The sequence below is a fragment of the Bacillus sp. CFBP9009 genome (assembly GCF_036541465.1).
In the GTDB taxonomy this organism is placed as follows: domain Bacteria; phylum Bacillota; class Bacilli; order Bacillales; family DSM-1321; genus Peribacillus.
The window spans coordinates 728,758-755,644 of the sequence record NZ_JAZHFU010000003.1 but is presented as its reverse complement, the minus strand read 5'-3'; the positions used below and the strand labels follow the sequence as shown (position 1 = coordinate 755,644).

The 26,887-nt window shown below is 39.7% G+C and carries 26 protein-coding genes; 7 read left to right on the top strand and 19 right to left on the bottom strand.

The features are described from left to right. The coding region (locus V3595_RS13050; protein ID WP_485907569.1) for an NAD(P)/FAD-dependent oxidoreductase at nucleotides 1–542 on the top strand (542 nt) is incomplete at its 5' end. A gap of 95 nt (nucleotides 543–637) precedes the next feature. Here V3595_RS13050 and chbG read toward each other — a convergent pair. From chbG to V3595_RS13025, 5 genes are read right to left on the bottom strand one after another with little or no spacing between them, the layout of a single operon-like run. Further along, entirely contained in the window at nucleotides 638–1,369 is a 732-nt protein-coding gene (gene chbG / locus V3595_RS13045) for a chitin disaccharide deacetylase (protein WP_485907567.1), read from the bottom strand. Further along, nucleotides 1,366–2,709 (bottom strand): 6-phospho-beta-glucosidase, encoded by a 1,344-nt coding sequence (locus V3595_RS13040; RefSeq protein WP_485907565.1) that lies wholly within the window; start codon nucleotides 2,707–2,709, stop codon nucleotides 1,366–1,368. The genes chbG and V3595_RS13040 overlap by 4 nt, the downstream gene beginning before the upstream one ends. After that, on the bottom strand, nucleotides 2,706–3,053 hold the full coding sequence (locus V3595_RS13035) for a PTS sugar transporter subunit IIA (protein ID WP_485907563.1): 348 nt from the start codon (nucleotides 3,051–3,053) through the stop codon (nucleotides 2,706–2,708). Before V3595_RS13035 ends, V3595_RS13040 begins: the two co-directional genes overlap by 4 nt. Nucleotides 3,054–3,070: 17 nt before the next feature. Then, nucleotides 3,071–4,420, bottom strand: a complete 1,350-nt coding sequence (locus V3595_RS13030; RefSeq protein WP_485907561.1) for a PTS sugar transporter subunit IIC — start codon at nucleotides 4,418–4,420, stop codon at nucleotides 3,071–3,073. A gap of 4 nt (nucleotides 4,421–4,424) precedes the next feature. After that, nucleotides 4,425–4,733 carry a PTS sugar transporter subunit IIB gene (locus V3595_RS13025; protein ID WP_048684685.1) on the bottom strand — a complete coding sequence of 103 codons (309 nt, stop codon included), beginning with the start codon at nucleotides 4,731–4,733 and terminating at the stop codon, nucleotides 4,425–4,427. A gap of 279 nt (nucleotides 4,734–5,012) precedes the next feature. On the opposite strand from V3595_RS13025, the gene V3595_RS13020 reads away from it, so the two are divergent. After that, a complete protein-coding gene (locus V3595_RS13020; protein WP_485907595.1) occupies nucleotides 5,013–5,729 on the top strand; it encodes a GntR family transcriptional regulator in 717 nt (238 codons plus the stop codon). Nucleotides 5,730–6,263: 534 nt separating this feature from the next. Here V3595_RS13020 and V3595_RS13015 read toward each other — a convergent pair. From V3595_RS13015 to V3595_RS12995, 5 genes are all read right to left on the bottom strand, one after another. Next, nucleotides 6,264–6,872, bottom strand: a complete 609-nt coding sequence (locus V3595_RS13015; protein ID WP_485907559.1) for a methyltransferase domain-containing protein — start codon at nucleotides 6,870–6,872, stop codon at nucleotides 6,264–6,266. Nucleotides 6,873–6,983: 111 nt separating this feature from the next. Then, complete coding sequence (locus V3595_RS13010; protein WP_485907557.1) at nucleotides 6,984–7,793, bottom strand: SDR family NAD(P)-dependent oxidoreductase; 810 nt, start codon at nucleotides 7,791–7,793, stop codon at nucleotides 6,984–6,986. 92 nt (nucleotides 7,794–7,885) lie between these two features. Continuing rightward, a complete protein-coding gene (locus tag V3595_RS13005) occupies nucleotides 7,886–8,008 on the bottom strand; it encodes a hypothetical protein (RefSeq protein WP_485907555.1) in 123 nt (40 codons plus the stop codon). Next, a complete protein-coding gene (locus V3595_RS13000; RefSeq protein ID WP_485907553.1) occupies nucleotides 8,005–8,316 on the bottom strand; it encodes a PqqD family protein in 312 nt (103 codons plus the stop codon). The genes V3595_RS13005 and V3595_RS13000 overlap by 4 nt, the downstream gene beginning before the upstream one ends. A 43-nt stretch (nucleotides 8,317–8,359) precedes the next feature. Next, a complete protein-coding gene (locus V3595_RS12995) occupies nucleotides 8,360–10,252 on the bottom strand; it encodes an OPT family oligopeptide transporter (RefSeq protein WP_485907552.1) in 1,893 nt (630 codons plus the stop codon). A gap of 334 nt (nucleotides 10,253–10,586) precedes the next feature. Between V3595_RS12995 and V3595_RS12990 the strand changes: the two genes are divergently transcribed. The 4 genes from V3595_RS12990 (at nucleotide 10,587) to V3595_RS12975 (ending at nucleotide 12,695) form a co-directional block, all read left to right on the top strand. Beyond that, complete coding sequence (locus V3595_RS12990; RefSeq protein WP_485907551.1) at nucleotides 10,587–11,234, top strand: cupin domain-containing protein; 648 nt, start codon at nucleotides 10,587–10,589, stop codon at nucleotides 11,232–11,234. 639 nt (nucleotides 11,235–11,873) lie between these two features. After that, a complete protein-coding gene (locus V3595_RS12985; RefSeq protein WP_485907549.1) occupies nucleotides 11,874–12,152 on the top strand; it encodes an SMI1/KNR4 family protein in 279 nt (92 codons plus the stop codon). Continuing rightward, on the top strand, nucleotides 12,118–12,411 hold the full coding sequence (locus V3595_RS12980) for an SMI1/KNR4 family protein (RefSeq protein WP_485907547.1): 294 nt from the start codon (nucleotides 12,118–12,120) through the stop codon (nucleotides 12,409–12,411). The genes V3595_RS12985 and V3595_RS12980 overlap by 35 nt, the downstream gene beginning before the upstream one ends. A gap of 53 nt (nucleotides 12,412–12,464) precedes the next feature. After that, a complete protein-coding gene (locus tag V3595_RS12975; protein WP_485907545.1) occupies nucleotides 12,465–12,695 on the top strand; it encodes a hypothetical protein in 231 nt (76 codons plus the stop codon). A gap of 212 nt (nucleotides 12,696–12,907) precedes the next feature. On the opposite strand, the gene V3595_RS12970 is transcribed toward V3595_RS12975, so the two are convergent. Genes V3595_RS12970 through V3595_RS12960 form a run of 3 tightly spaced genes read right to left on the bottom strand, consistent with a single transcriptional unit; the run spans nucleotide 12,908 to nucleotide 15,654 of the window. After that, the gene (locus V3595_RS12970) at nucleotides 12,908–13,975 is read right to left on the bottom strand and encodes an NAD(P)H-dependent flavin oxidoreductase (RefSeq protein WP_485907543.1); all 1,068 of its coding nucleotides are present in this window, start codon (nucleotides 13,973–13,975) and stop codon (nucleotides 12,908–12,910) included. Between the two features lie 34 nt (nucleotides 13,976–14,009). Next, entirely contained in the window at nucleotides 14,010–15,218 is a 1,209-nt protein-coding gene (locus V3595_RS12965; RefSeq protein ID WP_485907541.1) for a YbfB/YjiJ family MFS transporter, read from the bottom strand. Between the two features lie 46 nt (nucleotides 15,219–15,264). Continuing rightward, nucleotides 15,265–15,654: a tautomerase family protein gene (locus tag V3595_RS12960; protein ID WP_485907539.1), complete on the bottom strand. Its 390-nt coding sequence runs from the start codon at nucleotides 15,652–15,654 to the stop codon at nucleotides 15,265–15,267. Nucleotides 15,655–15,818: 164 nt separating this feature from the next. Here V3595_RS12960 and V3595_RS12955 point away from each other — a divergent pair, with 164 nt between their 5' ends. Continuing rightward, entirely contained in the window at nucleotides 15,819–16,703 is an 885-nt protein-coding gene (locus tag V3595_RS12955; RefSeq protein ID WP_485907537.1) for a LysR family transcriptional regulator, read from the top strand. A gap of 446 nt (nucleotides 16,704–17,149) precedes the next feature. Here the strand turns inward: V3595_RS12955 and V3595_RS12950 are convergent, their stop codons facing one another. The 6 genes from V3595_RS12950 to miaB all read right to left on the bottom strand — a co-directional run bounded on the left by V3595_RS12950 (nucleotide 17,150) and on the right by miaB (nucleotide 26,578). Next, the gene (locus tag V3595_RS12950; protein WP_485907536.1) at nucleotides 17,150–18,496 is read right to left on the bottom strand and encodes an FAD-binding oxidoreductase; all 1,347 of its coding nucleotides are present in this window, start codon (nucleotides 18,494–18,496) and stop codon (nucleotides 17,150–17,152) included. A gap of 491 nt (nucleotides 18,497–18,987) precedes the next feature. Continuing rightward, a complete protein-coding gene (gene mutL / locus V3595_RS12945) occupies nucleotides 18,988–20,928 on the bottom strand; it encodes a DNA mismatch repair endonuclease MutL (protein WP_485907534.1) in 1,941 nt (646 codons plus the stop codon). 22 nt (nucleotides 20,929–20,950) lie between these two features. Then, the gene (mutS, locus tag V3595_RS12940; RefSeq protein ID WP_485907532.1) at nucleotides 20,951–23,581 is read right to left on the bottom strand and encodes a DNA mismatch repair protein MutS; all 2,631 of its coding nucleotides are present in this window, start codon (nucleotides 23,579–23,581) and stop codon (nucleotides 20,951–20,953) included. 271 nt (nucleotides 23,582–23,852) lie between these two features. Further along, entirely contained in the window at nucleotides 23,853–24,392 is a 540-nt protein-coding gene (locus tag V3595_RS12935; protein ID WP_057278378.1) for an outer spore coat protein CotE, read from the bottom strand. 211 nt (nucleotides 24,393–24,603) lie between these two features. Further along, a complete protein-coding gene (locus V3595_RS12930; RefSeq protein ID WP_063231802.1) occupies nucleotides 24,604–25,032 on the bottom strand; it encodes a YlbF/YmcA family competence regulator in 429 nt (142 codons plus the stop codon). 1 nt (nucleotide 25,033) lies between these two features. Further along, the gene (miaB, locus tag V3595_RS12925; RefSeq protein ID WP_485907530.1) at nucleotides 25,034–26,578 is read right to left on the bottom strand and encodes a tRNA (N6-isopentenyl adenosine(37)-C2)-methylthiotransferase MiaB; all 1,545 of its coding nucleotides are present in this window, start codon (nucleotides 26,576–26,578) and stop codon (nucleotides 25,034–25,036) included. Between the last annotated feature and the right edge of the window lie 309 nt (nucleotides 26,579–26,887).

Sequence of the window (26,887 nt, the reverse complement as noted above, 5' to 3'; positions counted from 1 at the left end):
CCATGACAAGCTTGGAAGCACGCGGCGTTGAATTCTTGACAGGTCTGCCTGTAACGGGTGTTAAAGGCAATCAAATCGAATTGAAAGATGGGCAAACGATAACGGCCAATACGCTTGTTTGGACAGGCGGAGTTGCGGCTCTTCCTATCGTAGGCGAATCAGGCCTTGAAGTGGATCGCGGCAAAGCAACCGTTAATGAGTTCTTGCAATCCAAATCCCATAAAGACGTATTCGTTGTCGGAGACAGTGCCGTTGCTTTCCCTCCAGAAGGCGGCCGTCCATACGCTCCTACTGCTCAAAATGCTTGGCAAATGGGTGAGCTTGTTGGTTACAACCTATTCGCAGCCTTTGAAGGCAAGAAACTTGAAGCATTTTCACCTGTAAACTCAGGTACACTTGCGAGCCTTGGCCGTAAGGATGCGGTGGCAACGGTTGGGGCCAATAACACGTCCCTTAAAGGCCTTCCGGCTACATTGATGAAAGAAGCAAGTAATGTTCGCTATCTATCACACATCAAAGCCCTATTCAGCTTGGCTTATTAATTTTTAAGATAAAGCACTCATTTAATTTAAAAGGACCATTCATCATTTGGATGAATGGTCCTCTTTTGCAATTAGAAGGGCTATATTTATCGAAATCAAATGTTAACCTGGTTGATGCTGAATCTAAGGAAAAATCCCTCAGGTAATTTTGCATTTGTCAAAATCCGGGTTTCTTTTAAGCGTTTATCATTATAAGAGGAGACTTCCATCAATTCTTCATCCATATAAGCAGGATGAGTCATTATCTCCACGCTCGCCCCATCCATTACCCTCCCCTTCAAGTTTTGAAAGTAATCTTCAACCACCATTTCTCCATAAAAATCATCCAGGAATACATCTGTAACGGTTTGAATCCCAGCAAGGTGCGTTCCGGCATTACGCACTGGCATTCCATATTTATCTGACAGCTTTTTAATAACCGGTAGAAATGCTGTGATCCCATGTACATGATGATGGCTGTCAAAATGAGTCGGGAATAGACCAAATTCCAAGAATCTTTCGATTTGTGCTGACCACTCCCTCTCCAATTCGCTCAAGGAAATACCGGCAGGATCCCCATATACCAACCCTTGCTTCTTAAAGAAACCAGATTCATCAACCAAACTCGGAACATCACTCAACAAAGGTTTCCCCCATGTCAGCACTAAGTGTATACCTACCTTCAACGATGGTGTCTTCTTTGCGATTTCAATCGCATGCTCCGTTGCTTTCGCATTCATCATGATCGTTGCCGAATTGACAATTCCATATTTGTGGCTATCCAAAATCCCATAATTCACCGCTTTAGTTAACCCGAAATCATCTGCATTTACAAGGACTTCAATCATGATAAATTATCCTGCAACTCCTTTTTTTCAAAAAACTGCGGCAGATAATCTTTATGTGCCTCCAGCATTTCGTCTAAGATAAGTTTTGCAACCCGGTCACTTGGAACGAGTGGATTGATCGTCATGGCAAGCAACGCAGTATCATAGTCCCCCGAAATTGCAGCTTCAATGGCTACCCTTTCAAAGGATTTGATTTGCTGAATTAATCCGCGGACAGCGACAGGAAGCTCCCCTACATTGATTGGCTTAGGACCATCCTTAGTTATCACGCAACTGGTTTCGATCGCCGAGCCGTAAGGGATGCCTTCAATCGCACCATGGTTGACCGTATTTACCGCTTGAATATCTCGCTTATCCGTATACATCGAGCAAATCAACCGCACAGCCGCATCGCTGTAGTACGCACCTCCGCGCTCTTCAAGCTGTGGCGGCTTGATAGCCAGATCCTGGTCTTTGTATAGCTCGAATAAACCTGCTTCAAGTCTTTGAACGACCTCTGCACGTGTTTCCCCTTTTTCAGCATCCTTCAATTCTTGGGCCAGCACATCTCCCGTTTTGTAATAGTAGTTATGGTATGGACACGGAAACAGGTTTAACGCTCTAAGGAATTCCGGCTCCCAGCCCATTGCATGGATATTCTTCATCGTGACAGCTTTAGCTGGATCCGTAATCAAATTGATGATTTGATCTTTGACACTCTCGCCATCAACGAATACATCCAACCCGTAAACCATATGGTTCAAGCCGGCAAAGTCGATCCGGACTCTTGATGGCTCTACATCCATCAAATCCGCAACACCTCGTTCCATACCAATCGGCACATTGCAAAGTCCGATGATTTTGGAAATATTACTGTGACGCAGAACTGCTTCCGTTACCATTCCTGCAGGATTCGTGAAGTTAATCAGCCATGCTTCCGGACATAATTCCTCCATTTCATGAGCAATATCCAGAATGACTGGAATCGTTCTAAAAGCCTTGAAAAGCCCGCCAGGTCCATTCGTCTCCTGTCCAATCACTCCGTGTTTCAATGGAATCTTTTCATCAAGTGCCCTTGCTGCGAGCTGGCCAACCCGCAGCTGGGTTGTTACATAATCTGCGCCTTTAAGCGCTTTCTTTCTATCTAGCGTGAGGTGGACATCAATATTCACACCAGCCTTTTCAATCATCCTTCTTGCCAAATTCCCGACAATTTCAAGCTTTTCCTTTCCCGCTTCGATGTCCACTAGCCAAATTTCACTCACAGGAAGTTCTTCATGATATTTAATGAAACCTTCGATCAGTTCTGGTGTATAGCTCGATCCTCCGCCAATCGTGACAATCTTCAGCCCCTTGCTCATTCGGCAGTCCTCTCCTTCACAACATTTGCATGTAAGAATTCTTCGCGTAGATCGATCATTTCCATTGCAAGATCCTTTACTGTCATCGCCGTCATTAAATGATCTTGTGCATGCACTAGGATGATGGGAAGATCAAAATGGTTCCCTCCCGCTTCAGCATGGATTAATTGGGTTTGGTATTTATGCGCTTGCAGTAATTCCGTTTCGGCCTCGGCTATTTTCACGCGGGCAGAATCAAAATTCTTTTTCTTTGCTTCCTGCAATGCTTCCATTGCAAAGCTTCTCGCATTCCCGCTATATAAAATCAATTGAAAGGATAGCTGGTATAATTCTTCTTTTTCCATTTTTCATCACTACTTTCTTAAACGCTTAGCGTTTCTGAATCTTTTGTAATCTTTGTTTCATTTTTGGTGTCTATCTTCACTTGGGCATAAACGAATGGTAAATAAATAGCTGTTGAAATGACTAGATTGATTGCAGACAAAACCGCTCCAGATACATGTCCGCCTGTGGCCAGGAATCCACCTACAATCGGTGGGGTAACCCATGGAATCTTAGCGACGATCGGGAAAACCATTCCGCTGCTTACCGCGATATAAGAGATCACCGTTGTAATTACCGGGCCGAGAACAAATGGGATGAACCACATTGGATTCAGAACGATAGGCAATCCGAAAAGAATGGGTTCGTTAATCTGGAACACTCCTGGTGCCCCTCCGAGTGCAATCATCTGTTTATACCGTTTCCGGCCGGCAATGATCATTGCAATGATGAGGCCCAATGTTGCACCAGATCCGCCTAAATAAACAAATGCATCCAGGAAAGAACCCGCCAATACCCCGTATTGGTCCATGTCTTTGACGCCTTTTGCATATAAATCGATATTTTTCACTCCTGAACTTTCAAAAAGCGGTGTCGTTATCCCACCAAGGATATTGGGTCCATGCAAACCGATCATCCATAATAAATGAACAAGAAATACTAGTAAAATAGCGAATGGCAATGAATCTACTGCACTTTGTAATGGAGATACAATCACTTTACTCAACCAGTCATTCAATACCTGCCCATCCGTAGCTTTACGGAACAGCAGTCCGAATATACCAGCGATAAAGATCGTTGCCATACCCGGCACTAACTTTGCAAATGAACGGGCAACCGCAGGAGGTACCCCATCAGGAAGCTTGATGACTAAATACTTCACTCGGGAAAGTCTCACAAATATTTCAGTGGCTATCAAGGCAACGACAATTCCTGTAAAGAGTGCTGTAGCATTAAAATAGTTCACGCTTACAAAACCCCAGGCCCCGCCAGTAACATCCTTATCATCGATGGTTAAAGTGACATTTCCGATTTGAGGCAATAGTAAGAAGAAACAGGCTGCGGATACCAGCATCGCTTCAAAACCATCGTCACCGTATGATCGTGCCAATTTATAAGAAATGCCGAATACAGCGAATACCGTCATGAATGCAAAGGTTCCAAACCAAATATCACCGCCGAGCGTATTCCATGCAGGACCGAAGATGGCCTCCATCATTCTTCCGTAAGGCTTGATGACTTGCCCTAGATTATTAAACAGGACGGCAAATGACCCGATCATTGTAATCGCTATCATTCCAATCAATGCGTCACGAATTGCAAGCAAATGCCGGTTATTTCCTACCTTTACCGCCCCAGGCATAATATACTTATCAATAAAAGTCATCATATCCTTATTCTCCTTTTATTAAAGTAGTGGCTTGTTTTAGTACTTCTTCACCATTACATAGTCCATAGAACATTGGATTGATGGTTGCGACTGGAATTCCCTTTTCTTTCCCCGCTTCCTGTAGCTTGGAAAGAAGATATCTAACCTGCGGACCTAATAAAATAACATCGGCCTTATCTATTTCATTGTTCACTTCTGTAGAACCAACCGCCCATATATGACACTCTACCCCTTGTTTTTTAGCACTTTCCTCCATCTTGGTAACTAATAAACTAGTAGACATCCCTGCAGAACAACATAATAAGATATTCATTGAAATTACCCCCCTTTTTAATGATTGATTATTCAGTATTTTCAAGTAAGACTAAACCGCATTTTTTATAATCGATGTTACTTTTTTATCACTTCCCCTGGATATGAAATGGGTATTATTGCCTCCATACATACATTGTAGTTACAAATCGAAAAAATATCAACACAATTTTTAATTTGTTACTACAAATTTGTGAATTAAAGTTGATTATTGAACTTATCCGAGATAATCTATATGTATATATTGGGAATGAACATAGGAGGAATCACTGTGGAGACCATGAATAAAGAAGCGGCATTGCATTCCATAGTTAAGGAATCGATTATCGATCTCATAAAAAATGGCGAATATCAAACAAATACAAAATTACCGACTGAGGCCGAATTTTGTAAGATATACGGAGTAAGCAGGACAACAGTTCGTACGGCCTTACAGCAATTGAACGTCGAAGGCTACATCTACCGTGTTCAGGGCAAAGGGACTTTCGTTTCGGAAAATAAAGTGAAGCAATTTCTTTCAAGCACGGTTGAAAAGTTCTCTGAGCAAGTCACGATGCAAGGAAAAAACCCTTCTACAAAGGTAATTAGCTTAAAGGTAATTGAAGCAAATGCTACCCTTGCCAAGCTTTTCAAACAAAATATTGGAGACCCCGTAAATAAACTGGAACGGATACGTTACGTAAACGACATCCCCCTTCAATATGAAATTGCCTTTCTCCCTTGGTATAAAACACCCGGGCTTAATATCGAAGCCTGCGAAAAATCACTCTTTAAAGTACTTGAGACACAATTCAATTTAAAAGTAAAAAAAACGGTCGAACACTTGGAGTTTTCACTTGCCGACGATTCCATTGCTGACAAATTGGACGTACCGAACGGCTCACCTTGTTTTTCATTGGAAACTTACACATATGAGAATGACGGATCGGTCATTGAATTCTCTAAAACTCTCTTTAGAGGCGATCGTGCGCACTTTGTCATCGAGCGGAACTATTGAATATTATTATATAAAATAAGACGGCTGCCTTATTAATTAAGGCAGCCCAGACTGTAGACAAACTCGATTTTTTTAGGGGTTTGTAAGATTGGAACGTTGAATTCCACTCCAGGCACTCGCTTTCCGCGGGCGGTCCGGGAGCCCCCTCGGCGCCTTTGCGCCTGCGGGTCTCCCCTGGACGCGCTTTTCCCGCAGGAGTCTCGAACACCCGATCCAATCAACTTAGTTTTAAAATTTAGATAGAAACCCTTTTGTCGATAAAAGGAGGTTCGGAAGACTTAGTTATCCTTCATGTTTTTTACTTTTTTATGGGTGAAACTTCATTGGATTGAAGAAATTTGCGACACTCCTGCCGAATAACTGGCTAGCCGAGAACCCACAGTCGCTTGCTTTGATGAGGCTTTGCATACAGTCGGCGGAAAGGGCACGGTAAATTAAGCATCCAACATCGTTCGTTACTCATTGCCCCCAAGCATCTATGAAATATCGCTTGGGTGCTTTTAATATTTACTTGTTTATCACCAAAGTATCCATTCAAATTAACATTTGGTATATGACGAATTTCTCAAAAGGATTAGATTCAGTCAAGCCAGGTAACATCACTTCGTTTTTCAACTCGAAGGCGGTTTGATTTTCGAGGAAAAAAATATAATCCTGTGAAGCATAATATAATATCAGTTCGATTTGGCGCGTTTGTTTTTCAAAGGAAAGCAAAATGTTATTGATGATTTTCATGAAAATCTGAACCGAGAACGGATTAAAGAAATAAAAACGATTGTCTTTCGTATCAATATCATATTCTTCTGCCAAGCAACAGTGGAATTCTATATCGTTATTGTCGTTTTTCCTTTTCTTCATGTAGCCATTCAGATTCTCGATCGCTTCTTTATAGAAATTTTCATTCATCTCCACGCCAACTACAGATGATTGATATAAGTGATGGATCAAAAAATTCAAGCGTCCTTTACCGCATCCAAAATCCACAATGCGGTCATTTCTTTTCAGTGGATAATCTTTGAATAAATGTTCTAATGCGCTGTATGGCGTAGGTTCGTATCGATGATAATGCAAAGAATCATTGAAATTTTTTTGTTCACCTTCCGTCCTGATGTTCAGCATTTCATCATAATTCGTTACTTCCATTGTGATTTGCACCTGCTTCATGTTTTTTAAATAAAGGGCTTCCTAATTAAAAACCCCGGATAAGGTTGATCTTATCCAGGGTAAGGTTTTGTTATATGAATGTCCAGACAATTAATTGGATTTTGCTTTCGTTACATAATCATTAAAATCAGAGATGCTTGGGTTGGCTATATAATGACCGCCTTCCACTTGGATTGTCTGACCTGTAATGAATTTGGACTCGTCAGATGCAAGGAATAGTACGGTATAACCGATATCATCCGCTTCACCATGATATGGCAATGCATTGAATTTGGCAAAAATATCGAGTACGGCCTGAGGCATATTATTTTTCGCTGCAGGAGTTAAAATAAGACCTGGTGCCACTCCATTACAACGAATTTGATCTTTACCATACTGTGCAGCGATATAACGAGTCAAATTCACTACCCCCGCTTTGGACGCACCATATGCGGATCGTAAAGAGTCACCTGTAAACCCAGCCATTGAGGCCGTATTGATAATCGAACCTCCTCCCGCTTTAATCATGTGAGGAATCGCAAACCTGCTTCCCAATAGCACACTTTTTAAATTCACGTCCATAAGTCGGTCCCATTCTTCCAAATCTAAGTTCACGACATCCAGATCTTTATGCAGGTTAGTTAAACCCACATTATTAACAAGTACCGTAACGGTTCCATATTGTTCAATGGTAAAGTCAACTGCTGCCTGGATGGAATCTGCTTGTCCGGCATCCAAGAATACTCCAGCCGCTTCCCCACCTTGTTTTTTAATGTTTTCGGCCGCTTCTTTTGCTCCTGCTTCGTTAAAATCAGCAATCACGACTTTTGCGCCTTCTTTAGCCATTAGTGTGGATATGGATAACCCTATACCTGAAGCTCCACCTGTCACTAATGCTACTTTACCTTGTACTCTTCCCATAATAATCCACCTGCTCTTCAAAATATGAATATTTTTTCATGACTAACAGTACAAGAATAAAACATATATAAAGTTGTTACAAATAATTATACTCAAAGTTCATTTTCGTAAAAATGCAGATTATTAGAATGGCGTAAACCTATGAAAAAGTTTAATTTACCAAATTTAAAACAGAAAAAAGCTGAAGCATCAAAAAGAGCTTCAGCTTTTTTCATTTTTCTACTTTATCATCCCATATGATCCAATCATGAACCTCTAGAATTTCCAGGAATTTCATCAACCTCGGTAAGGCTGGTTCTGCTTCCTCACCAAAATGTTCACTCATCGCTTCAGAAATCTGATTTACATTCCTTTGGAACTCCATCTGTTTAATGGCATATGCTCCAAACTTATCAAGCTTGATTTTACGGACTGATGGCTGTTTAAAGAAACGAATGGTAATTCGTTCCACAAAATTGGTCCTTTGAATGACCAAAAAAGTTGCTTCCGAAGATTCTTGTACCATAGTGACGCGTCTTTCCAAAAGGGGAACCATGGTTAACAGGTTCCTCTTTTTTGATTGGCGTTTACGAAGCATCTTCTTTTTTCCCTTTGCTGGATACGAACCAAAGCAATCCAGCTAGAGCAAGGAATAATAAGAATGGTAGCAAATTGCTGGCTAATTTAGCCACAGCCGGAACTTGGACACCAGCTGCGATCAATATGGCAATAAGTACACCAATCAATGATTCACCCGCTATTAAACCAGAGGCAAATAATACACCTCTATCAACCCGTGCTTTAAGTGCTTCTTTTGTTTTCGAGAAAAATTCAACGAAGAAACGAATAAATCCACCGATCATGATTGGGGCACTAGTATGAACCGGCAAATAAATGCCGACAGCAACAACAAGTGAATTTAGACCGAAAAATTCTAATGTGATCGAAATAGCCGCACCGATAAAGATGAGTGTCCAAGGTAAATCTCCTCCAAGAACACCTTCAGCAAGTATTTTCATTAGTGCCGCTTTAGGTGCAGGCAGTTCTGCAGATCCCATCGTATATGCGTTATCCATTAGAACCAGGATAAAACCAATGACAGAAGCGGACGCAACAACACCGATCATCATGGCAACTTGTTGTTTCCATGGTGTTCCGCCGACGATATATCCTGTTTTTAGATCTTGAGAAACATCACCAGAAACCGCAAGTGCTGTACAAATGATCGCAGCGACGGTTAAAGCGGCTACCATTCCAGTCGTACCAGTAAAACCAGTTGCTTTATAGACAATCGCTACAATCAATAGAGTAGCTATCGTCATTCCAGAAACAGGAGAAGAAGAACTTCCGACGATTCCAACAACCCTTGAAGCCACTGTCACGAATAAAAATCCAAAAATCGCGATTGCTATCGCACCGATGATTCCTACATCTGTTATAGGTGTGAATGCGATGATTAAAATTACGATGATCGTTCCCAACCAAACGTATTTAGCCGGTATGTCTTGTTCTGTACGGATAGAACCCGATTTTAGTTGTCCTTTATTGGCTTTTACGCCTTTAAGAGTATCAATAACTGAACTGAAAAGTATTGGTAATGTTTTGATTAAAGTGATCAATCCGCCAGTTGCAACGGCACCAGCACCAATATAGCGTATATAATTATCCCAAATTCCCCATGCATCCAATTCACCGATCGGTACATCAGAAGGGAAAATGGCTGTTCCATTGTTTCCGCCAAAAAAGCTGATGGCCGGTATTAGAACAACCCAAGCTAATAAACCCCCACCTAGCATTTGTCCTGCAACACGCGGTCCAATAATATAACCTACTCCCAAAAGGGAAGGAAAGGCATCAAGACCAACCACTGCATTTTTAAAATTCGTGATTCCTGTTTCAACCTCTGTCTTGAAAAGCTTAAACCCATCACCAAGCCCTTTAACAACACCGCCGATAACCAAACCGGCTCCGATTAGCTTAGCGCTTGTACCACCCTTTTCTCCTGACTTCAGGACCTCGGCACATGCCGTACCTTCAGGATAAGGTAATGTTTCATGTTCCCTTACAATCAAAAGCTGGCGAAGGGGAACCATCATGAAGACCCCTAAAAATCCCCCAGTTAATACAACGAAAATGATGAATGCTTGACTCACGTCCATATCCCACATGAATAATGCCGGAATGGTAAATACAGCACCGGCACCAATAGCCTCACCTGCCGTGGTCATCGTTTGCACAATATTGTTTTCTAATATTGAATCCCTGCGAAAAACCCCTCTTAATATGGCCATTGAAATTACCGCCGCGGGTATTGAAGCAGAGACAGTTAAACCAATAAGTAGGCCTAAGTATGCATTTGCCGCCCCGAATACGATTGCAAGAATGATCCCTAGAATGATTGCAGTTGCAGTCAATTCCGGTAGAGATTTAGATGCAGAGACGTACGGGACGAATTTACTCTCTTTTGAATTGTTCGACAATTTAGCCACTTCCTATGTTAAACTTTAAAATCACAGAGAACATTATATCACTGTAATTTAAATTCATGCAATGGGAAAATTACGCTTATCAAATGTTTGATTATATCAAAAATTCAGTTTAGTAGATTCGGTTTTAAAATATATAAAAATAATATTGATATAATAAACACAGCTAATACGTTTCACGAAGTCACTGCCTATCATTCATTCAATGACAGTATCATCAATACTCCTTATTAGCTCCATAGGCATATAACCTACTGGGTTATTGCACATTAAAATGAGATCTAACATATCCTGAAAAATCAAGTCTTAAAAAAGGAATGATAAATTCATGGTCTCCTATATGGACTATACTTCACCATCCACACAATACTTTTTCGATATTAATAAAAGCAATTTAATGAAAAAAGACAATCAAAACTATATAAATGTATTAGGTATCAAACAATTGAACACACTCGAAAATGTTTCATTATTAGATATTTACCTTAGTACAGACAATGTCGTAGAACCGCATTATCACCAAAATGCAGCAGAGCTCGTGTATTGCATTTCTGGAGCGGCAACCGTTTCATTACTGAATCCTTTTACAAAGCAAATACAAAATTATCCCATTAAACCCGGTCAAGTAGCCAACGTCCCACAAGGTTGGTGGCATTATGAAGTGGCTAATACGGATAATACTCATTTGCTCGCCATTTTTAATGCACCAACACCTGAGGTGATCCTCGGTTCGGATATCTTGAAATTGACGCCTGCAAATATTATGGCACATACTTATTGCATGGATGAAAACCAATGGAAAAAAGCAATTGCACCGGTTCAGCCCTCAACATTCATCGGTCCGCCAGTCAACTGCCATCGAGCCGATGAAGAGATGCAGCAATATCCTCAATATATTAATCACTATGATAACCAAATATATACTGCCCCGGCATACAACTATCATTACCAGCCCAATCCCCCATATTATTATTAAAGATAACGTTGGGAAGCAGAATCAAGGCCTATACCCCCTTCATGGATGACGTCTAAGGGAGAACCTCATTACATAAGGGTTCTCCATTGCTTTTAATTACATGACCCGTTTAAAAAGTCGTATTCTTTTACTGCAAAACTTACATTATGGTGAATGTGGTTTATGGGTATTATCAATCCTATACACACTTAGATACAATTGGTCATTATACATTTTATATATATATTCTACCGAGTTTCTTCTTATAATTAATATTAGAAATTCTCAAATTGCTCCCCCTAATACAGCAACAGATTATTCACTTCAATTTTGCGGTTGGCTCAGAACTACTCCTATCTTTAAAAGAACCACCCCCTATCAAAGTGCTCATTCTAGTTCTATAAAATTTAATCATCTGTGGTTTAATAGTGCATCAAAGGTTCTATCCAAAAGGCTTATTGAAATTTTATCAATGCAAATAAATAAAAACATTTTCTTGGATAAATATGAGAAATCACCTTACAATTGAAAAAGCCTATAAATAATTGAGATTTTAATGTTGGATGATTTATTTGATAAGAATGAAACTAAGAGGAATAAAATCTTTAAATTACAGAAAGCAATTATATTAATTACTAAGTAATATGGAGAGTGTGATACTTGGAATCTATTTTTGAAGAATTCGAAGATATGGATTTTGATGAATATAAACTAAATAAATTAACAGAAGGAGATATCCTTGATGCTGAAACAAATTTAAACATTAATCTCCCAAAAGAATATATTGAACAATTAAAAATCCAAAATGGGGGATTTTTAAAATACAACGCATTACCAGTGAGTTTTAAAAATTCCTACGCTGATGATCATATTGCTGTAGACTTTCTGTTTGGAATTAAAGAGAATGACGGAATTTACAAATCCAAAATACCTTCTTAATGAATGGGGAATTAAAGAAAAAGATTTTGTAACAATCTCCGGAGATGGACACATGTGGCTTGTATTAGATTATAGAAAAAATAAAGATGAACCACAAATAACTTTTATAGACACTGAAGAGAACAGAACTTCTGTTATCTTTAAGACTTTTAAAGAAATGATTGAAAATTTATATGAACCGCCAACAGAAGATTTGTCCGAATACATTGGTGGATATGAGTATCCGTTAAACGTGCAAAAGAGTTGTGTAAAAGTATAGAAACTGAGGACATTTTAGATGGTATAAGCATATGGGTATGTAGTTATAAAGATTTGACAGAACTCGCATCTACACTGATTATGTTCCTTGAAACTAACTCAGATATATATATTCAAGAAAGCGCATCTCAAAATTTAGTTGAATTAATTACCGATGAGCTTGTAACTGATGAAATCATAATAAAAAAACCGTTATATATTTTAGGATCTGTAGAAGATAGTGAAATAAATAGTGATATAAAGTATTCACACAAGTTATTACTTGACTTTATAAACAGAAGCTAACTCAGTTACTTCGAATATGCAGGACTCTTCAGCTGAAAACGTTTCAAAAGCACTAGCAAAAAGAGCATGAACCAATAAATGTGGTCATTTTGTGGTCATTTAACTAAAAAAGCAATGGAGAACCCCATTACATAAGGGTTCTCCATTACTTTTAATTACATGATCCGCTTAAAAACCGAATTCTTTTAACCTCGTAACATCTCATAATAGATTTATTTTTTTTTAGCTTCTGTAATAATATTTTTCATTAATGATACAACAGATTGATTTTTAGCTAATCTTGGGCTCTGGCCAGACCATAGGGACATGAAATCTTGATTATTTTGTCCACTGCACGTTTTTCTAATTACTTGAGTTAATAGATTTTGAACAGGAAAATCGGGTACAACCAATTCATGCTCCAGCATATCTTCAATAAATTTGTTTTTAATACCTCTAGCCCATTTACCAGAAAAGGCACGAGTAAAGGTTGTCTGGTCTTCATCAGCATTCAAAATGGCTTCTTTATGTACCTTATGTGCTCCACTTTCGATACATGTCAAGAAAGCTGTACCCATTTGTACACCTTGTGCTCCTAAGCAGAGTGAAGCCTTTAATCCTCTTCCATCCATAATTCCTCCTGCAGCAATAACAGGTATGCTTACATTGTCAACAACCTGCGGAATTAGGGACATTAAACCTACTAGGCTCTCATGATGACCATCAATAAAGTTCCCGCGGTGCCCGCCAGCTTCACTGCCCTGCACAACAACCATATCCATTCCTGCTTTTTCATTTTCAACGGCTTCCCTAACCGTTGTGGCTGTTCCTATAAGAGTGATGTTATGTTGTTTTAACTCATCCATCACTTCCTGTGGAGGAATACCAAATGTAAAGGAACAAATAGATACATTCTCTTCAATGACAACCTTAACTTGTTCAATAAAGCTTTCAAAAATTGTTTTATATTCAGGAATGTCAAAGCTGTCTGTTGGTTCTAAATTTAATTGCTTACGAATTGTGTGTAAAAGCTGGTTAGCTGATTGGACTGCGTCAGGGTTTACGTTAAATTCGTTTGGCACGAATAGATTGATGCCAAAAGGGTTTGACGTTAACTGCTTGATTTCTCTAATCTGCTCTCTTGATTGTATTGGTGTCTGATAGCCTGCTCCAATCATTCCAAGTCCCCCAGCATTAGATACCTCGGCTACTAAATTCGAAGTGGTAATCCCTCCAGCCATAGGTGCTTGTATAATAGGGTTCTTAATCTTCAAATGCTTCATCATTTCATTATTTAACATCAATTACTCCCCCAATTTTGTATTTTAATCCTATTTAATTCTCTTCTGTTTGTTTGTATTGAATGGTTGAATGTCTTATGTTAGGGTTGTTCTCAAAATGAATCCCACTTAAAAGCAAAATTGCCCCCAAAAAGACAACACATGCTGCGCCAATAAAAGCAGCATTAAAATCATGTGTAAATGATGATAAGACTCCAGCTAGGCTTGGTCCTATCAACTGTCCAATAGCATAAATAGCAGAAAGAATGCCAATAGTCCGACTGCTATCAGATGGATTCATTTCCCGTCCCAATGTTGTAGCCAGGGTGGTGATACCCATAAACGTGGCTCCAAATAATAAAGCACTTATGACAAAACTAGTTTTTGACATCCAAAAAGCTGGCATCGCAATACCGAAGGATTGCAGAGCCATTGCAAGCACTAAAGATTTAATGAATCCCCATTTTTTAGCTAGTAAAGACCAGATGAGACAGGATGGAATCGCAGCCAATCCCACCATCATCCAAACTAAGGTGGCACCATTATGAAAGTATGAGGTCTTTTCAGCGATGGATACGATAAACGTTCCGGTAACAATGTAACCCAATCCTTCTAAACCGTACGCAATAATCAACCATATAATCCATTTAGCGGGGGGCACTTTTACAATAATATCTTGTTTATTTTTCTTCTCGACAACGTTAGGGGTTTCATCGAGCCAGATCCATACAAAGATAGCAAGAATTCCACACACAACAGCTAGTCCTATCCATGTTCCTTCCCACCGAAATAAATGGTCTAAACTCGGAATCATTAGACTGGATAAAAAGATTCCCGAACCTACTCCTCCATAAAAAATCCCCGACCAACTGGTTTTTCTTATAGTTGCAAGTTTATCTAACACGATACCGGAGGCTAAGACCAATACAAACGCACTGGCAAACCCTGATAGAAAGCGAAGTCCATTCCAAAGTAAATTAGAGTATGAGAGACCCATTAGGGCCGTGGTTAAGATACTGATGATTAGACTTATTCTTAACAAAATGGTTCTATACTTCTTAAAAGGAATGGCACCTGCTAAAATTGCTCCAAGCAAATATCCTGCGTAATTACTGGATGCTATATAACCAGCAGCAGTATTTGATACAGAAAGTTCTTTTTGCATAAGGGGAAGAATGGGAGTATATGCAAATCTTCCAATCCCCATAGCAATGATTAAAGAAAATATTCCCCCTATTAAAAAAAGACAAGTTTGATTCTTCAAAGATTCTCCTCCAATGAAATTGTATACTGTAAGCATACCTTTATAGCTATAATGAACCTGTTAGAAACTGTGCTTCCCCTCGTCCAAAACTCCAGTCAGCATCGCTGTTTTCTGTTATAGAAACCATCAAGTCCTGTGGAGAAATCCCACAGTCCGATTCAAGCTTACTAGCAAGAAGTGAGTATAAGGTTTCTTTCTGTTTTACAGTTCTTTTTTTACTTACAATACTAATAATTACTAGGTCTCTGCTTCTTTTAAACCCCAGTCCGGTATCCTCGATCATTAGCTCAAGCGGCGGGTGCTGATGAACTATTTGATAACGATCACTTTCAGGCACTTGGAAAGCTTCCACCATCGCATGGTGAGCCGAATCCAATAATTTTTTTAAAGTTTCTTCGTTTCTTCCTTCTACTAAATCAAAACGTAATAATGGCATTTTGTATCTCCCCTCAAAATAAATAATGGTTTTAGAGTGTCCAATTAAAATGTAGGATATTATAAGCATATCTTCTTTTTGCCATATGGTATAATACATAAAATCGATATTTGGTATCACTCATACTGATGGCCAAAAGATATATCAACTAAGGAGAGATTATTTTGGATTTGCACTCATTAAAAATTTTCCACAGTGTTGCTAAGATGGGAAGTATTTCTCAAGCAGCAAGAGAACTTCAATATGCACAGTCAAATATCACGATGAAAATACAGCAGTTGGAATCAGATCTTCAAACAACTCTTTTTTATAGACATAATCGTGGCACTGCATTAACTGACAAAGGAACCATATTGCTAACATATACAGAAAAAATATTCGATCTTATAGAAGAAACCAAAAATATGATGAATGATGATCAAACACCTAGAGGTCCGTTAATTATTGGTTCAATGGAAACAACCGCAGCAGTTCGCTTACCAGTCTTGTTTTCAAAGTATCATAAAGACTTTCCAGAGGTTGATTTAACTTTAAAAACAGGCTCTACTGATCAAAATATTCAAGCAGTTCTTCAAAATGAACTTGATGGTGCATTTGTGGCTGGACCCATTAATCACCCTGATCTCATTCAAAAAGAAGTATTCGAAGAGGAACTAATGCTCATTACAGATACAGTTCATCCTCCTATATTTTCTATCAAAGATATTCAAACAAGGACGCTGCTTGTATTTCATACAGGATGTGCTTATCGGCAAAAGCTTGAACAATGGCTACAACAAGAGAAGATGATACCCAATAAGATAATGGAATTTGGCACTATAGATGGGATCATCGGTTGTGTAGCAGCTGGTCTAGGTATAAGTATGCTTCCACTAAGTGTTGTTTCAAAACAGGAACAAGACGGAATCATTCGACAACACTCAATTCCGAATGGAAAAGTTAGGACAGTTTTCATTTATCGAAAAGATAAGTATGTACCTGCATCCTTAGTAAAATTTATAAATATGTTGAGTGAAGAGGAGGAACTAATTAATAAAATAGAGGGGTAACCTAGATTATATTTTCGATAAGGAAGAATAAAATAATTTCGTTTAATGTTTCATTGAGGTGTTGAAAGTTGAACATTAATATCAAAGTTTACTTACATTCGAAGGGAACAAAGTTTTTACAAAGTGGCAGCTTACCTGTTCCTAATTCAGATTTTAAAAAGGATCCAGATTGTACAGCTGCTATTGCGGCATACGAGTGGATTCAGCAGATTAAAAACCACTACGCGAGACCTAAGTCCCAACCAGCTTCAAACATGTTTCTACAAGTAGGGGGCTGAAAGTTTAGTTCACGGGATCAAGTCCCACGCACCCGTACGTCCTATCCTGGCTACTGATATAACGGTTCTATTTAAAAAAGGTCAACCAGTAAAAACTGGCTAACCTTATATTACGAACTCACCCGTTAGTTTAATAAACTGTAAATTTCCCCATAAAAAAACTGCATCTCATTTGTTAGATGGTGGTATGCTCTGTGGAAAATTAAATAAATTTTTGGGATCATATTTCGCCTTTACTTTTTGAAGCCTTGCAAAGTTTGAGCCGTAATATGCTTTTCCGAAATTCTCAATGTTTTGGTCTGGAACATTAACATATGAACCTGTTACATATGGCTTTATCAGCTTACGTACCCTTTCAACTGATGCAAGATTCATAGCTTCTTGTGAATTATTTTCCCAACTAGCAGTCCATTCCACATAAAACAATGGATTACGCCAAAAGAAGGCTGTTTTGTCGCTAGGTACTCTGCTTAAAGCACCACCCCAATTTATAAAAAAGAAATTGGATTCTGTCCCAGTGGCTTCCTCCAAAAATTTTCTCATGATTGAAATTGGTTTTTCCGGCCAAAGATTAAGTCCCCAAGCGGAGGAGAATTTAACATTCTGATCAGATCTACCAGGAATTGGTTCGTCAGGGTCTAAGAAATCTATAGCGTCTGGATAGGATAATGTTTCTATAACTATTTGCGTTGGGGTTCCAGAATTTATTAATGGTTTCAATAATTTAATAAGCTCAGTTTTTGAACCCTGGAAAATTCCCTCGGCATGACACAAACCATTTACTTTGCTGTAAATCTCAAGTATGCACCCTAATCGTTCGTCTACAAACGGCGCCCATTTTTGCCAAGCTTTAAATACTGTTTCCAATTGTTCCCACGGCCAAATGATATTGAAGACGGTTGCAGTTTTAGGGGCAGGACGAACTTTAAATGTGTATTCGGTATTATATCCAAAATTACCTCCTCCTCCGCCTCTGGAAGCCCAAAATAAATCCTTGTTTTCGTCCTTATTTGCTAGAATAATCCTGCCTTTGGCATCCACTGTTTTCAGTGCGAGGAGGTTATCACTTATAAGACCAATCGATCGTGAGAGCACTCCAAATCCACCGCCCATCGTAATTCCTCCGATGCCAACGGTTGGACTGTCTCCAAACGGAGCCATAAACCCTTTTCGAGCTAATCCCTTTACAAGCGGGCCTACGTGAATTCCTGTTTGAACGGTTGCAATTGCCTTTTTTTTATTTAAGTGCACTTTTTGCATGTCACTGACATCAATAACAATTCCTCCCTTTACTACTGAGAGGTTCTTATCAAGAGCATGACGGCCACTTCTAACACGCACGGGAACATTATTCTTACGTGCCCATTTAATGGCATTACTTACATCAAGGGTATTTTGTGCAAAAACAAAGACAAGAGGAAAAGTATCAACATAAGGGTTCCAATTCTTAATGGCTTCTTTATAGCCAGGGTCTCCTTTGAAGATTACACGTCCTGTTAACTCTCTAGATCCCATGCATTCCACTCCCATTAAATACTTTTATAGATCATTAATTGTATGAACTGAGAGTTATTACTATGAAGAAAATTTAGAGAATTGGAATTTCCTTTTTCCACTAACCTGCCCCGTTAGTTCATCAAGGAAATCAACAACATCCTTAACAGAGCCTCTTAATAAAAAGAGCAGGCATTAGCCCACTCTTAAATTTCTTTAATGACTGTTTTACCCAGCTTGTTCTCAGACGATTTCATAATTTACGACATACAAATGCAATTAAAATGTTGGAGATCGGAGAAAATCCTATAGTGATATCAGAAGATTAGGACATTCAAAAGTTTCTATAACCATAGATAAAATATAATCATGTTACTCAGAATATACAGGACTCCTCTGCAGAAAACTTTTCAAACGATTTGTTTTAAAGATTATGGACCCATTAATGTGGTCATTTTACTAAAAAAGCAATGGAGAACCCGAATACATAAGGGTTCTCCATTGCTTTTTAATTACATGATCCGCTTGAACATTTTCTCCATTTCATAAATGGAATAAGAGATGATGATCGGTCTTCCATGAGGGCATGTGAAGGGATCTGTTGTCCGCCTTAGTTCATCCAATAGTGCTTGGATTTCATCATTCCGCAGATGACGGTTTGCCTTTATGGAGGCTTTACAGCTCATCATGATAGCTGCTTCTTCGCGCAATTTTTTGATGTCGACCTTTTTCATCGATAGCAATTGTTCGATCATTTCTTCAAGGATTTCCTGTTCAATTCCTTTAGGGAACCATTGTGGATGCGATCGGACAATATAGGCGTTATAGCCAAACTCCTCTAAATAGACGCCGACTTTTTCCAATTCATGCCGATATTCATTTATCCGGATACATTGGTCTGTTGAAAATTCAAGGGTAATGGGTACAAGCATATCCTGTAGCTCGTTTTCAACACGTCCGACCTTTTCTTTAAAATATTCGTATTTGATCCGTTCCTGGGCAGCATGCTGGTCTATGATATATAAACCTTTTTCGTTTTGGGCGAAAATATATGTTCCATGCATTTGCCCAATCGGGTACATGGGAGGGATGCGGCTGTCCGGTTCATTCGCCTCGATTTCTTCCTCTTGTTCGACAGTGTAGGTTGTATACTTTTCAGCTGAATCGAAATATGGTTTGCTTTCATCATCTTGTAAGACCGGTATATAGGCATCTTCCATTTGCTGCTGTTCATTGCTATAGAATATTTCCTTTATTGGTTCAAGTTTGAAATCTTCATTATGATCCACATAACTCTTTTGTTCCTGCTTTTCCCGAATCAAGGTATCCTTCAAGAGTGAAGCTTCTTTCTTGGCTTCTTCAAGGACCCGCTTGCCGCTTTCCACAACATGGTCCAATTCCAGCGTAGTTTGCTCACTTTTCACCTGTTCCGGCTTTGCTATTGGTGTATATCCACTTGGTATTAGAGACATCTTTTTAAACGAAGATTTAATCGTTTCCGATACAAGACTGTACAATTCCTGTTCCTTGCTGAGCCTTACCTCCATTTTGGATGGATGTACATTGACATCGACAAGAATCGGATCCATTTCAATATTCAACAAAGCAATTGGAAAACGTCCAATTGGAAGAAGTGTATGATACCCATCCAGGATTGCTTTCACGAGTGCATAGTTTTTTATGAAGCGGCCGTTTATCATGGTTGAAATATAATTCCTTGAAGCCCGGGTGACCTCAGGCATAACGATATATCCGGATAATTTGAAGTCCAAGGAGCTTGCCTGAACCGGAATCATCTTTTTGGCAATATTCGTACCATAGATTGCGGCTAGCACCTGTCTGACATCACCGTTACCATTCGTATGCAGGATACGCTTCTCATTGTGAGATAACCGTATAGAAACATCAGGATGAGAAAGTGCGAGCCTGTTAGCGACATCTGTAATATTTCCTAGCTCTGTATGAATGGTTTTCATATATTTCAATCTTGCAGGCGTATTGTAAAACAAGTCGGAAACCAGGATATCCGTTCCTTTACGGCTGGATGAAGCCTCGAGTTCCTTAACCATACCGCCTTCAAGAAGTATGCGCGTTCCTACACCTTCGCCAGTGCTGCTTTTCATTTCAAAACGGGAAACTGAAGCAATACTGGGCATTGCTTCACCGCGGAAGCCAAGTGTTCGAATTCGGAAAAGATCATTTTCATCTTTTATTTTACTTGTGGCGTGGCGTTTAAATGCCGCTTCTATGTCATCAGCCAAAATCCCATCGCCATTATCCACGATCCGAATGGAACCAAGTCCAGCCTCCACCAATTCAATCTCTATAATGGTACTGTTTGCATCTATTGCGTTTTCCACAAGTTCCTTAACGACTGAGGCTGGGCGTTCAACAACTTCTCCAGCTGCGATTTTATTAGATAAAGCCTCATCAAGCTGTATGATTTTTCCCATTTTTATCGCCTCGCTTTAATTCTCATTTAAGTTTCTTTTGTAATTTATAAAGGGTATTCATTGCCTCAAGCGGCGTCATTTCAAGGATATCCAGTGATTTTATGTCATCCAGCACCTTTATTTCCTTAGGTGAAGAATTCACTCTTCCTTTAGGAGCCTCTTCCCCAAAGAAGGAAAGCTGTGCCTCATTGACGGATGTTACAGGAGCGGCTTCTTCGGCAATAGGTGCTTTTACAGCAGCAGCCGGCTGTTCAGGCAACGCCTTTGCCTGTCCATTTTCATTCTCTAGCTGCGCTAAAATAGCGGCCGCCCGATCTATTAACTGCTCCGGTAAATCAGCTAGCTTAGCCACATGAATTCCATAGCTTTTATCTGCTGGCCCTTCTTTAATTTTATGAAGGAAAACGACATTTCCATTTTGCTCGATGGCACTGACATGGATATTTTTCAATTTTGGCAGATCCGCTGCCAATACAGTCAATTCATGATAATGAGTCGAAAAGAGTGTCTTTGCCCCAATTTCCTCATGAATATATTCAATGATGGCCTGAGCAAGCGCCATTCCATCGTAAGTCGATGTTCCTCGCCCGATCTCATCAAATAATATCAAACTGTTTTCTGTCGCATTCATGATGGCATTTCTTGCTTCAAGCATCTCGACCATGAATGTACTTTGACCAGAAATCAAATCATCAGCCGCGCCAATCCTAGTAAATACCTTATCAAAAATAGGCAATTCAGCTATACTTGCGGACACGAAGCATCCAATTTGCGCTAGAATCGATGTTAGCGCAATCTGACGCATATACGTACTTTTCCCCGACATATTGGGCCCTGTGATCAAGAGTAACTCCCGGTCTCCATCCATAAAGCAGTCATTGGGGACATACTCCTGTGATTGAAGGACTTTCTCGACCACTGGATGCCGGCCTTCCTTCAGGACGATTCTTCGATCATCAGAAAAGACAGGCTTCACGTAATGGCGTTCTTCGCTAATCGTCGCAAAGCACTGCAGGACATCCAGTTCACTGACGCCTTTCGCTAAATCCTGTAAGCGTGGGATATAGCTTTTGACCTCTTCACGAAGATTGAGGAATAGGTCATATTCCAAACTGATGCTTTTTTCCTCTGCTTGTAAAATCAAAGCTTCCTTTTCTTTCAATTCAGGTGTGATATAACGTTCGGCATTCGTTAAAGTTTGCTTCCGTTCATAACGGCCTTCTTCAAGCAGATGCAAATTGGCTCGTGTGACTTCAATATAATAGCCAAAAACACGATTATATCCGATTTTTAATGATTTGATCCCTGTGCGCTCCCGCTCTTCGCGTTCAAGCTGTGCAATCCAAGTTTTCCCGTTTCTGCTGGCATCCCTGTATGTATCCAGCTCCTTATGGAAACCGTCCTGAATGATATTCCCTTCCTTCACGGACAATGGCGGGTTTTCTACAAGCGCCGTTTCAAGTAAATCCGTCACTTCTTCGCAAGGATCCAATTTATCGGCCAGAATTGAAATATCCTGATTGGAAGCCATTGACTTCACGATTTCACGAATGATTGGCACCTGTTGCAATGAACGTTTCAATTGAATCAAGTCCCGAGCATTTACATTCCCGAAGGCTACCCTTCCGGCAAGCCGCTCCAAGTCGTACACTTCCTTCAGGCGTTCACGTAAGTCCTGCCGTTCGAAGTACTGATTTTTCAGGGTTTCAACAAGGCTTTGTCTCCGCTCGATCTGTTTTTTATTAATGAGCGGTCTATCAATCCATTGTTTCAACATCCTTCCGCCCATGGCTGTTTTCGTTTCATCAAGCAGCCATAATAATGAGCCTTTTTTACCTTTGGAACGAATGGTTTCAGTTAATTCCAAATTGCGTTTACTATAATAATCAATTTTCATATATTGTGAAGTTTCATATGCAAGCACAGGCTGTAAATGATCCAGGCTGCGTTTTTGGGTACGGTATAGATAATTCAATAAACGTGAGGTCGTTGTCGCCAGTTTCTGGTCTTTTAACAGATGAAGCAATGCAACGAATGACTCGCTTTGAACCAAATTACTCTCTAGGGATAGAGCGGCAGCACCCCGTTCTTGCAGCTTTTTTTTCCATTCTTCATTGAAATCCTCGGCAATGACCACTTCACTCGCACCAAGGATGGCAAATTCATTCAGGACTTCCTCAAAACTCTCAATCAAAGTGACCTTATTTTCCCCTGTCGATAAATCATTGTATCCAAAGCCAAACTGACCATCCGTGAAATAAGTGATGGTAGCAATATAATTATTTTCCTTTTCTCGAAGACCTTTACTATCCATTTTCGTTCCCGGAGTAATCAGCTGGACAACTTCCCTGCGTACCACACCTTTGGCTTGTTTCGGATCTTCGGTCTGTTCACAAATAGCTACTTTAAAACCTTTTTCTATTAATATATCAATATAATTAGCAGCCGAGTGATACGGAATGCCGCACATCGGAATTCGCTCTTCACTACCGCCTTCTCGGCTCGTTAATGTGATTTCGAGCTCTTGTGATGCATTCAGTGCATCGTCAAAAAACATTTCATAAAAATCGCCTAAACGAAAAAATAAAAAGGCATCCTGATACTCTGCCTTAATTTTTAAATATTGCTGTATCATCGGAGTATATCCAGCCATTCCTTCAAAACCTTTCCAAACTAAAATCTATTACACATTTATGTCCTTCATTATAACATACGGGAAAGCAACATTGCCTGTATTCGAAATTGCATGGTAAATCAATTATCCTTTAAATTGTGAGCTAGCTGTATCTGCAAAGCCATACGCACGGATATAGTAACATTACACCCCTATTTTTTCTCATTGCCAGCCCTGCAAGGGACTTGTCCCGCTTCAAATTAAATAAAACCGGATGAAGGGAATGTCATCCGGTATTAATTTCTATATTCTATTCGTCTTCGAATTCATCAAGGAAATCCGGATCTAAATCTTCGAAATCCTCATCATCGAAATCAGAGCCCCAGTCATCCTCACAGCGGCCATCTGGACTTACAGCGACACAAATTTTCGTTTCGCCGACGACTTCCACAAAGAATTCCCTTTCCACATGGACAATGATTTTTTGTCCACATGGGGAGATGCAAGCTTCTAAACAATTCGGCTGTTGGACAGCTTTTGCAGCGATTTCATGGTCATCAAGATAATCGGGATCACGGTATTTCAGCGAAATAACGTCGGTATATTGCACTTTTTCAGTTACAACTTCCGTCTTCGAATTATGGTTATAAGAATACCAGACGTTGATTTCGTAGCTGCCGTGAATTTCTACCTTTTTGCCGACTTTCTTTGCATCGTATTTATGGTTGATGATCCAACAACCTAGAATGCTAGAAGGATGATGAGCCGGGCAAATGGTGTGAGAGGACTTTGTGAATTTACGTCCTTTTGCCACCACCGCTTTAGTAATTATCTCTCTATATTGTGACATGCTAGCGAACCCTCCTCATACAGTTTCCATTCATCCTATGCGTGGTAAAAGTCTATTGTGCGTAGAATTTTAATTGTTTGAAAACTGCTGTAATGTTTTAAACCTAGGTTATTTTATGCGCATGTTTTGGGATATGTGTCACGAATGGGCACTGTATAAGGATTTCCGCATAGTAAAAAGCCCTTCTGAATTCAGAAGGGCTTTTTTATATTCATGAACAGCTTCCGCCGCCTGCTTGTACTTGTGAACCTGTTTCACCGCGAAGGATGTCTCCTTCGGTCGATTCAATAATCAGGTCCGTCACCTTATTTGAAACTTGTGATGAGACCATTTGTAAAAGATCATTTACATCCACTTGGGATTGTTTGAATTCTTGTACGATCGGAAGTTCATCCAATTGTTTTTCCAGTGCATCAATTTTGGCCTGAACTTGACTGTATGCTTTCTCTTTGCCGTAATGCTGGAAGTTTACAGCCTGTTTTTGCAAGCTCTTGATGCTGGCGATCATTTCACGGATTTTTTGGTTTTCATTGATGTGAGCTTCTGCCCGTTTAAAGAAATCGACTTCTTCCGTGCTGGCGATCATTTCAGCAAGCTCGGCCGCTTTGTTCAGAATGTCATCTTTAGTATATTTAGTCATATTACTCCACCTCAATCGCCGTTGCTTCTTCAACCATATCCCCATTTAATGACCATGTTTTCGTTCCGGTGATTTTCACTTTTACGATTTGGCCAATAGCGGATTTTGGTCCTTTGAAGTTCACGAGCTTATTTTTCGTTGTATAACCTGCTAATACTTCTGCATTCTTCTTGCTTTCGCCTTCAACGAGCACTTCAACAATCTGCCCATCATACTCCTTCATTTTCAATGCGCACGTTTCATTGACAAGGGCATTCAAGCGTTGCAGACGTTCCTTTTTCACTTCCATCGGTACATTATCCTGCATTTTCGCAGCCGGTGTTCCCTCACGTGGTGAATAGATGTAAGTATATGCCGCATCGAAACCAACTTCACGGTATAAAGACATCGTTTCTTCAAAGTGCTCTTCCGTTTCATTCGGATAACCTACAATGATGTCAGTGGTTAGCGATACACTTGGGATAGCTTCCTTGATTTTTTTTACTAGCTCTAAATATTGTTCACGTGTATATTTACGGGCCATGATTTTAAGTGTGTCCGTACTTCCCGATTGAACTGGAAGATGGATATGGTCAACGAGATTACCGCCCTTAGCCAATACTTCAATCAAGTGATCATCGAAATCACGTGGATGGCTTGTCGTAAAACGAATACGGGGAATATCGATTTTGCGGATTTCATCCATCAAATCACCGAAACGGTATTCGATATCCGTAAAATCTTTACCATAAGCATTCACATTCTGTCCAAGCAGGGTTATTTCCTTGTAACCCTGTGCCGCTAAATGACGGACTTCCTGTATGATATCTCCAGGCCTGCGGCTTCTTTCTTTCCCTCTTGTGTACGGTACGATGCAGTATGTACAAAACTTATCGCAGCCATACATGATATTGACCCATGCCTTCGTTTTTCCTTTACGCACTTTCGGAAGGTTCTCGATTACATCACCTTCTTTAGACCAAACCTCAATGACCATTTCCTTGGAAAGATAAGCTTCATTAAGAATTTGCGGCAGGCGGTGGATATTATGAGTTCCGAAAATCATATCTACAAAATGGTGCTTCTCTAGAATCCGCTTTACAACTGACTCCTCTTGTGACATACAACCGCAAACCCCAAGCAATAGATCCGGCTTTTCCAATTTCAATGATTTTAAATGCCCCAATTCACCGAACACTTTATTCTCTGCGCCTTCCCGAATCGCACAAGTGTTAAGTAAAATGACGTTAGCATCATCCACCGTGTCTGTCGGCTGATAACCAAGTGCCATAAAGATGCCCGCCATGACTTCTGTATCATGTTCGTTCATTTGACAGCCGTAAGTACGAATGTAAAACTTTTTACCTTCTCCCATTCCACGGAAACCTTCAGGAATGGCAAAGTCATCATGATATTCTACTTCTTCTTTCCCTCGCTTTTTCGCATCTTTTAAGGAAGGCGGAATATAAACAGCTTGAAAGTACTTACTGAAGTCCTTATCGGATTTTTTGTCCGCTGGATTCTCAGCCTGTACTTGTTGTGATTCTAATCGTTGTTTCTCGTTCATAGTTAATCTCCTTTCAAAATAGTTAGTTTATTTCTTTCACCAACTATTTCAAGACCTATCTTCAAATGGATTTATTCGGATTCCTTTTTAAGAATTACCAGTAAATATTAGCTATTAAGTGTGATATATCCACATTATCATAGTATAAAGCTTTTAACAGCAAGAAACAATCATTCTGTCGTGGCTTCCTCAATTGTAAGAAATTTTTCACAAATACAGAAAATAAGAACATGAAATAAGAGGCTATGACGAAATTAGCCTCTTCTTATCATTTTTGGATGACGCCTTCCCCCTTCAAGATTTTCCAAA

Bases quoted from the DNA above. Each gene is read 5' to 3' on its own strand.
- chbG (WP_485907567.1), bottom strand. From the start codon at position 1,369: ATGATTGAAGTCCTTGTAAATGCAGATGATTTCGGGTTAACTAAAGCG.
- V3595_RS13040 (WP_485907565.1), bottom strand. From the start codon at position 2,709: ATGAGCAAGGGGCTGAAGATTGTCACGATTGGCGGAGGATCGAGCTAT.
- V3595_RS13035 (WP_485907563.1), bottom strand. From the start codon at position 3,053: ATGGAAAAAGAAGAATTATACCAGCTATCCTTTCAATTGATTTTATAT.
- V3595_RS13030 (WP_485907561.1), bottom strand. From the start codon at position 4,420: ATGATGACTTTTATTGATAAGTATATTATGCCTGGGGCGGTAAAGGTA.
- V3595_RS13025 (WP_048684685.1), bottom strand. From the start codon at position 4,733: ATGAATATCTTATTATGTTGTTCTGCAGGGATGTCTACTAGTTTATTA.
- V3595_RS13020 (WP_485907595.1), top strand. From the start codon at position 5,013: ATGAATAAAGAAGCGGCATTGCATTCCATAGTTAAGGAATCGATTATC.
- V3595_RS13015 (WP_485907559.1), bottom strand. From the start codon at position 6,872: ATGGAAGTAACGAATTATGATGAAATGCTGAACATCAGGACGGAAGGT.
- V3595_RS13010 (WP_485907557.1), bottom strand. From the start codon at position 7,793: ATGGGAAGAGTACAAGGTAAAGTAGCATTAGTGACAGGTGGAGCTTCA.
- V3595_RS13005 (WP_485907555.1), bottom strand. From the start codon at position 8,008: ATGAAAAAAGCTGAAGCTCTTTTTGATGCTTCAGCTTTTTTCTGTTTT.
- V3595_RS12990 (WP_485907551.1), top strand. From the start codon at position 10,587: ATGGTCTCCTATATGGACTATACTTCACCATCCACACAATACTTTTTC.
- V3595_RS12980 (WP_485907547.1), top strand. From the start codon at position 12,118: ATGACGGAATTTACAAATCCAAAATACCTTCTTAATGAATGGGGAATT.
- V3595_RS12970 (WP_485907543.1), bottom strand. From the start codon at position 13,975: ATGTTAAATAATGAAATGATGAAGCATTTGAAGATTAAGAACCCTATT.
- V3595_RS12960 (WP_485907539.1), bottom strand. From the start codon at position 15,654: ATGCCATTATTACGTTTTGATTTAGTAGAAGGAAGAAACGAAGAAACT.
- V3595_RS12950 (WP_485907536.1), bottom strand. From the start codon at position 18,496: ATGGGATCTAGAGAGTTAACAGGACGTGTAATCTTCAAAGGAGACCCT.
- mutL (WP_485907534.1), bottom strand. From the start codon at position 20,928: ATGGGAAAAATCATACAGCTTGATGAGGCTTTATCTAATAAAATCGCA.
- mutS (WP_485907532.1), bottom strand. From the start codon at position 23,581: ATGGCTGGATATACTCCGATGATACAGCAATATTTAAAAATTAAGGCA.
- V3595_RS12935 (WP_057278378.1), bottom strand. From the start codon at position 24,392: ATGTCACAATATAGAGAGATAATTACTAAAGCGGTGGTGGCAAAAGGA.
- V3595_RS12930 (WP_063231802.1), bottom strand. From the start codon at position 25,032: ATGACTAAATATACTAAAGATGACATTCTGAACAAAGCGGCCGAGCTT.
- miaB (WP_485907530.1), bottom strand. From the start codon at position 26,578: ATGAACGAGAAACAACGATTAGAATCACAACAAGTACAGGCTGAGAAT.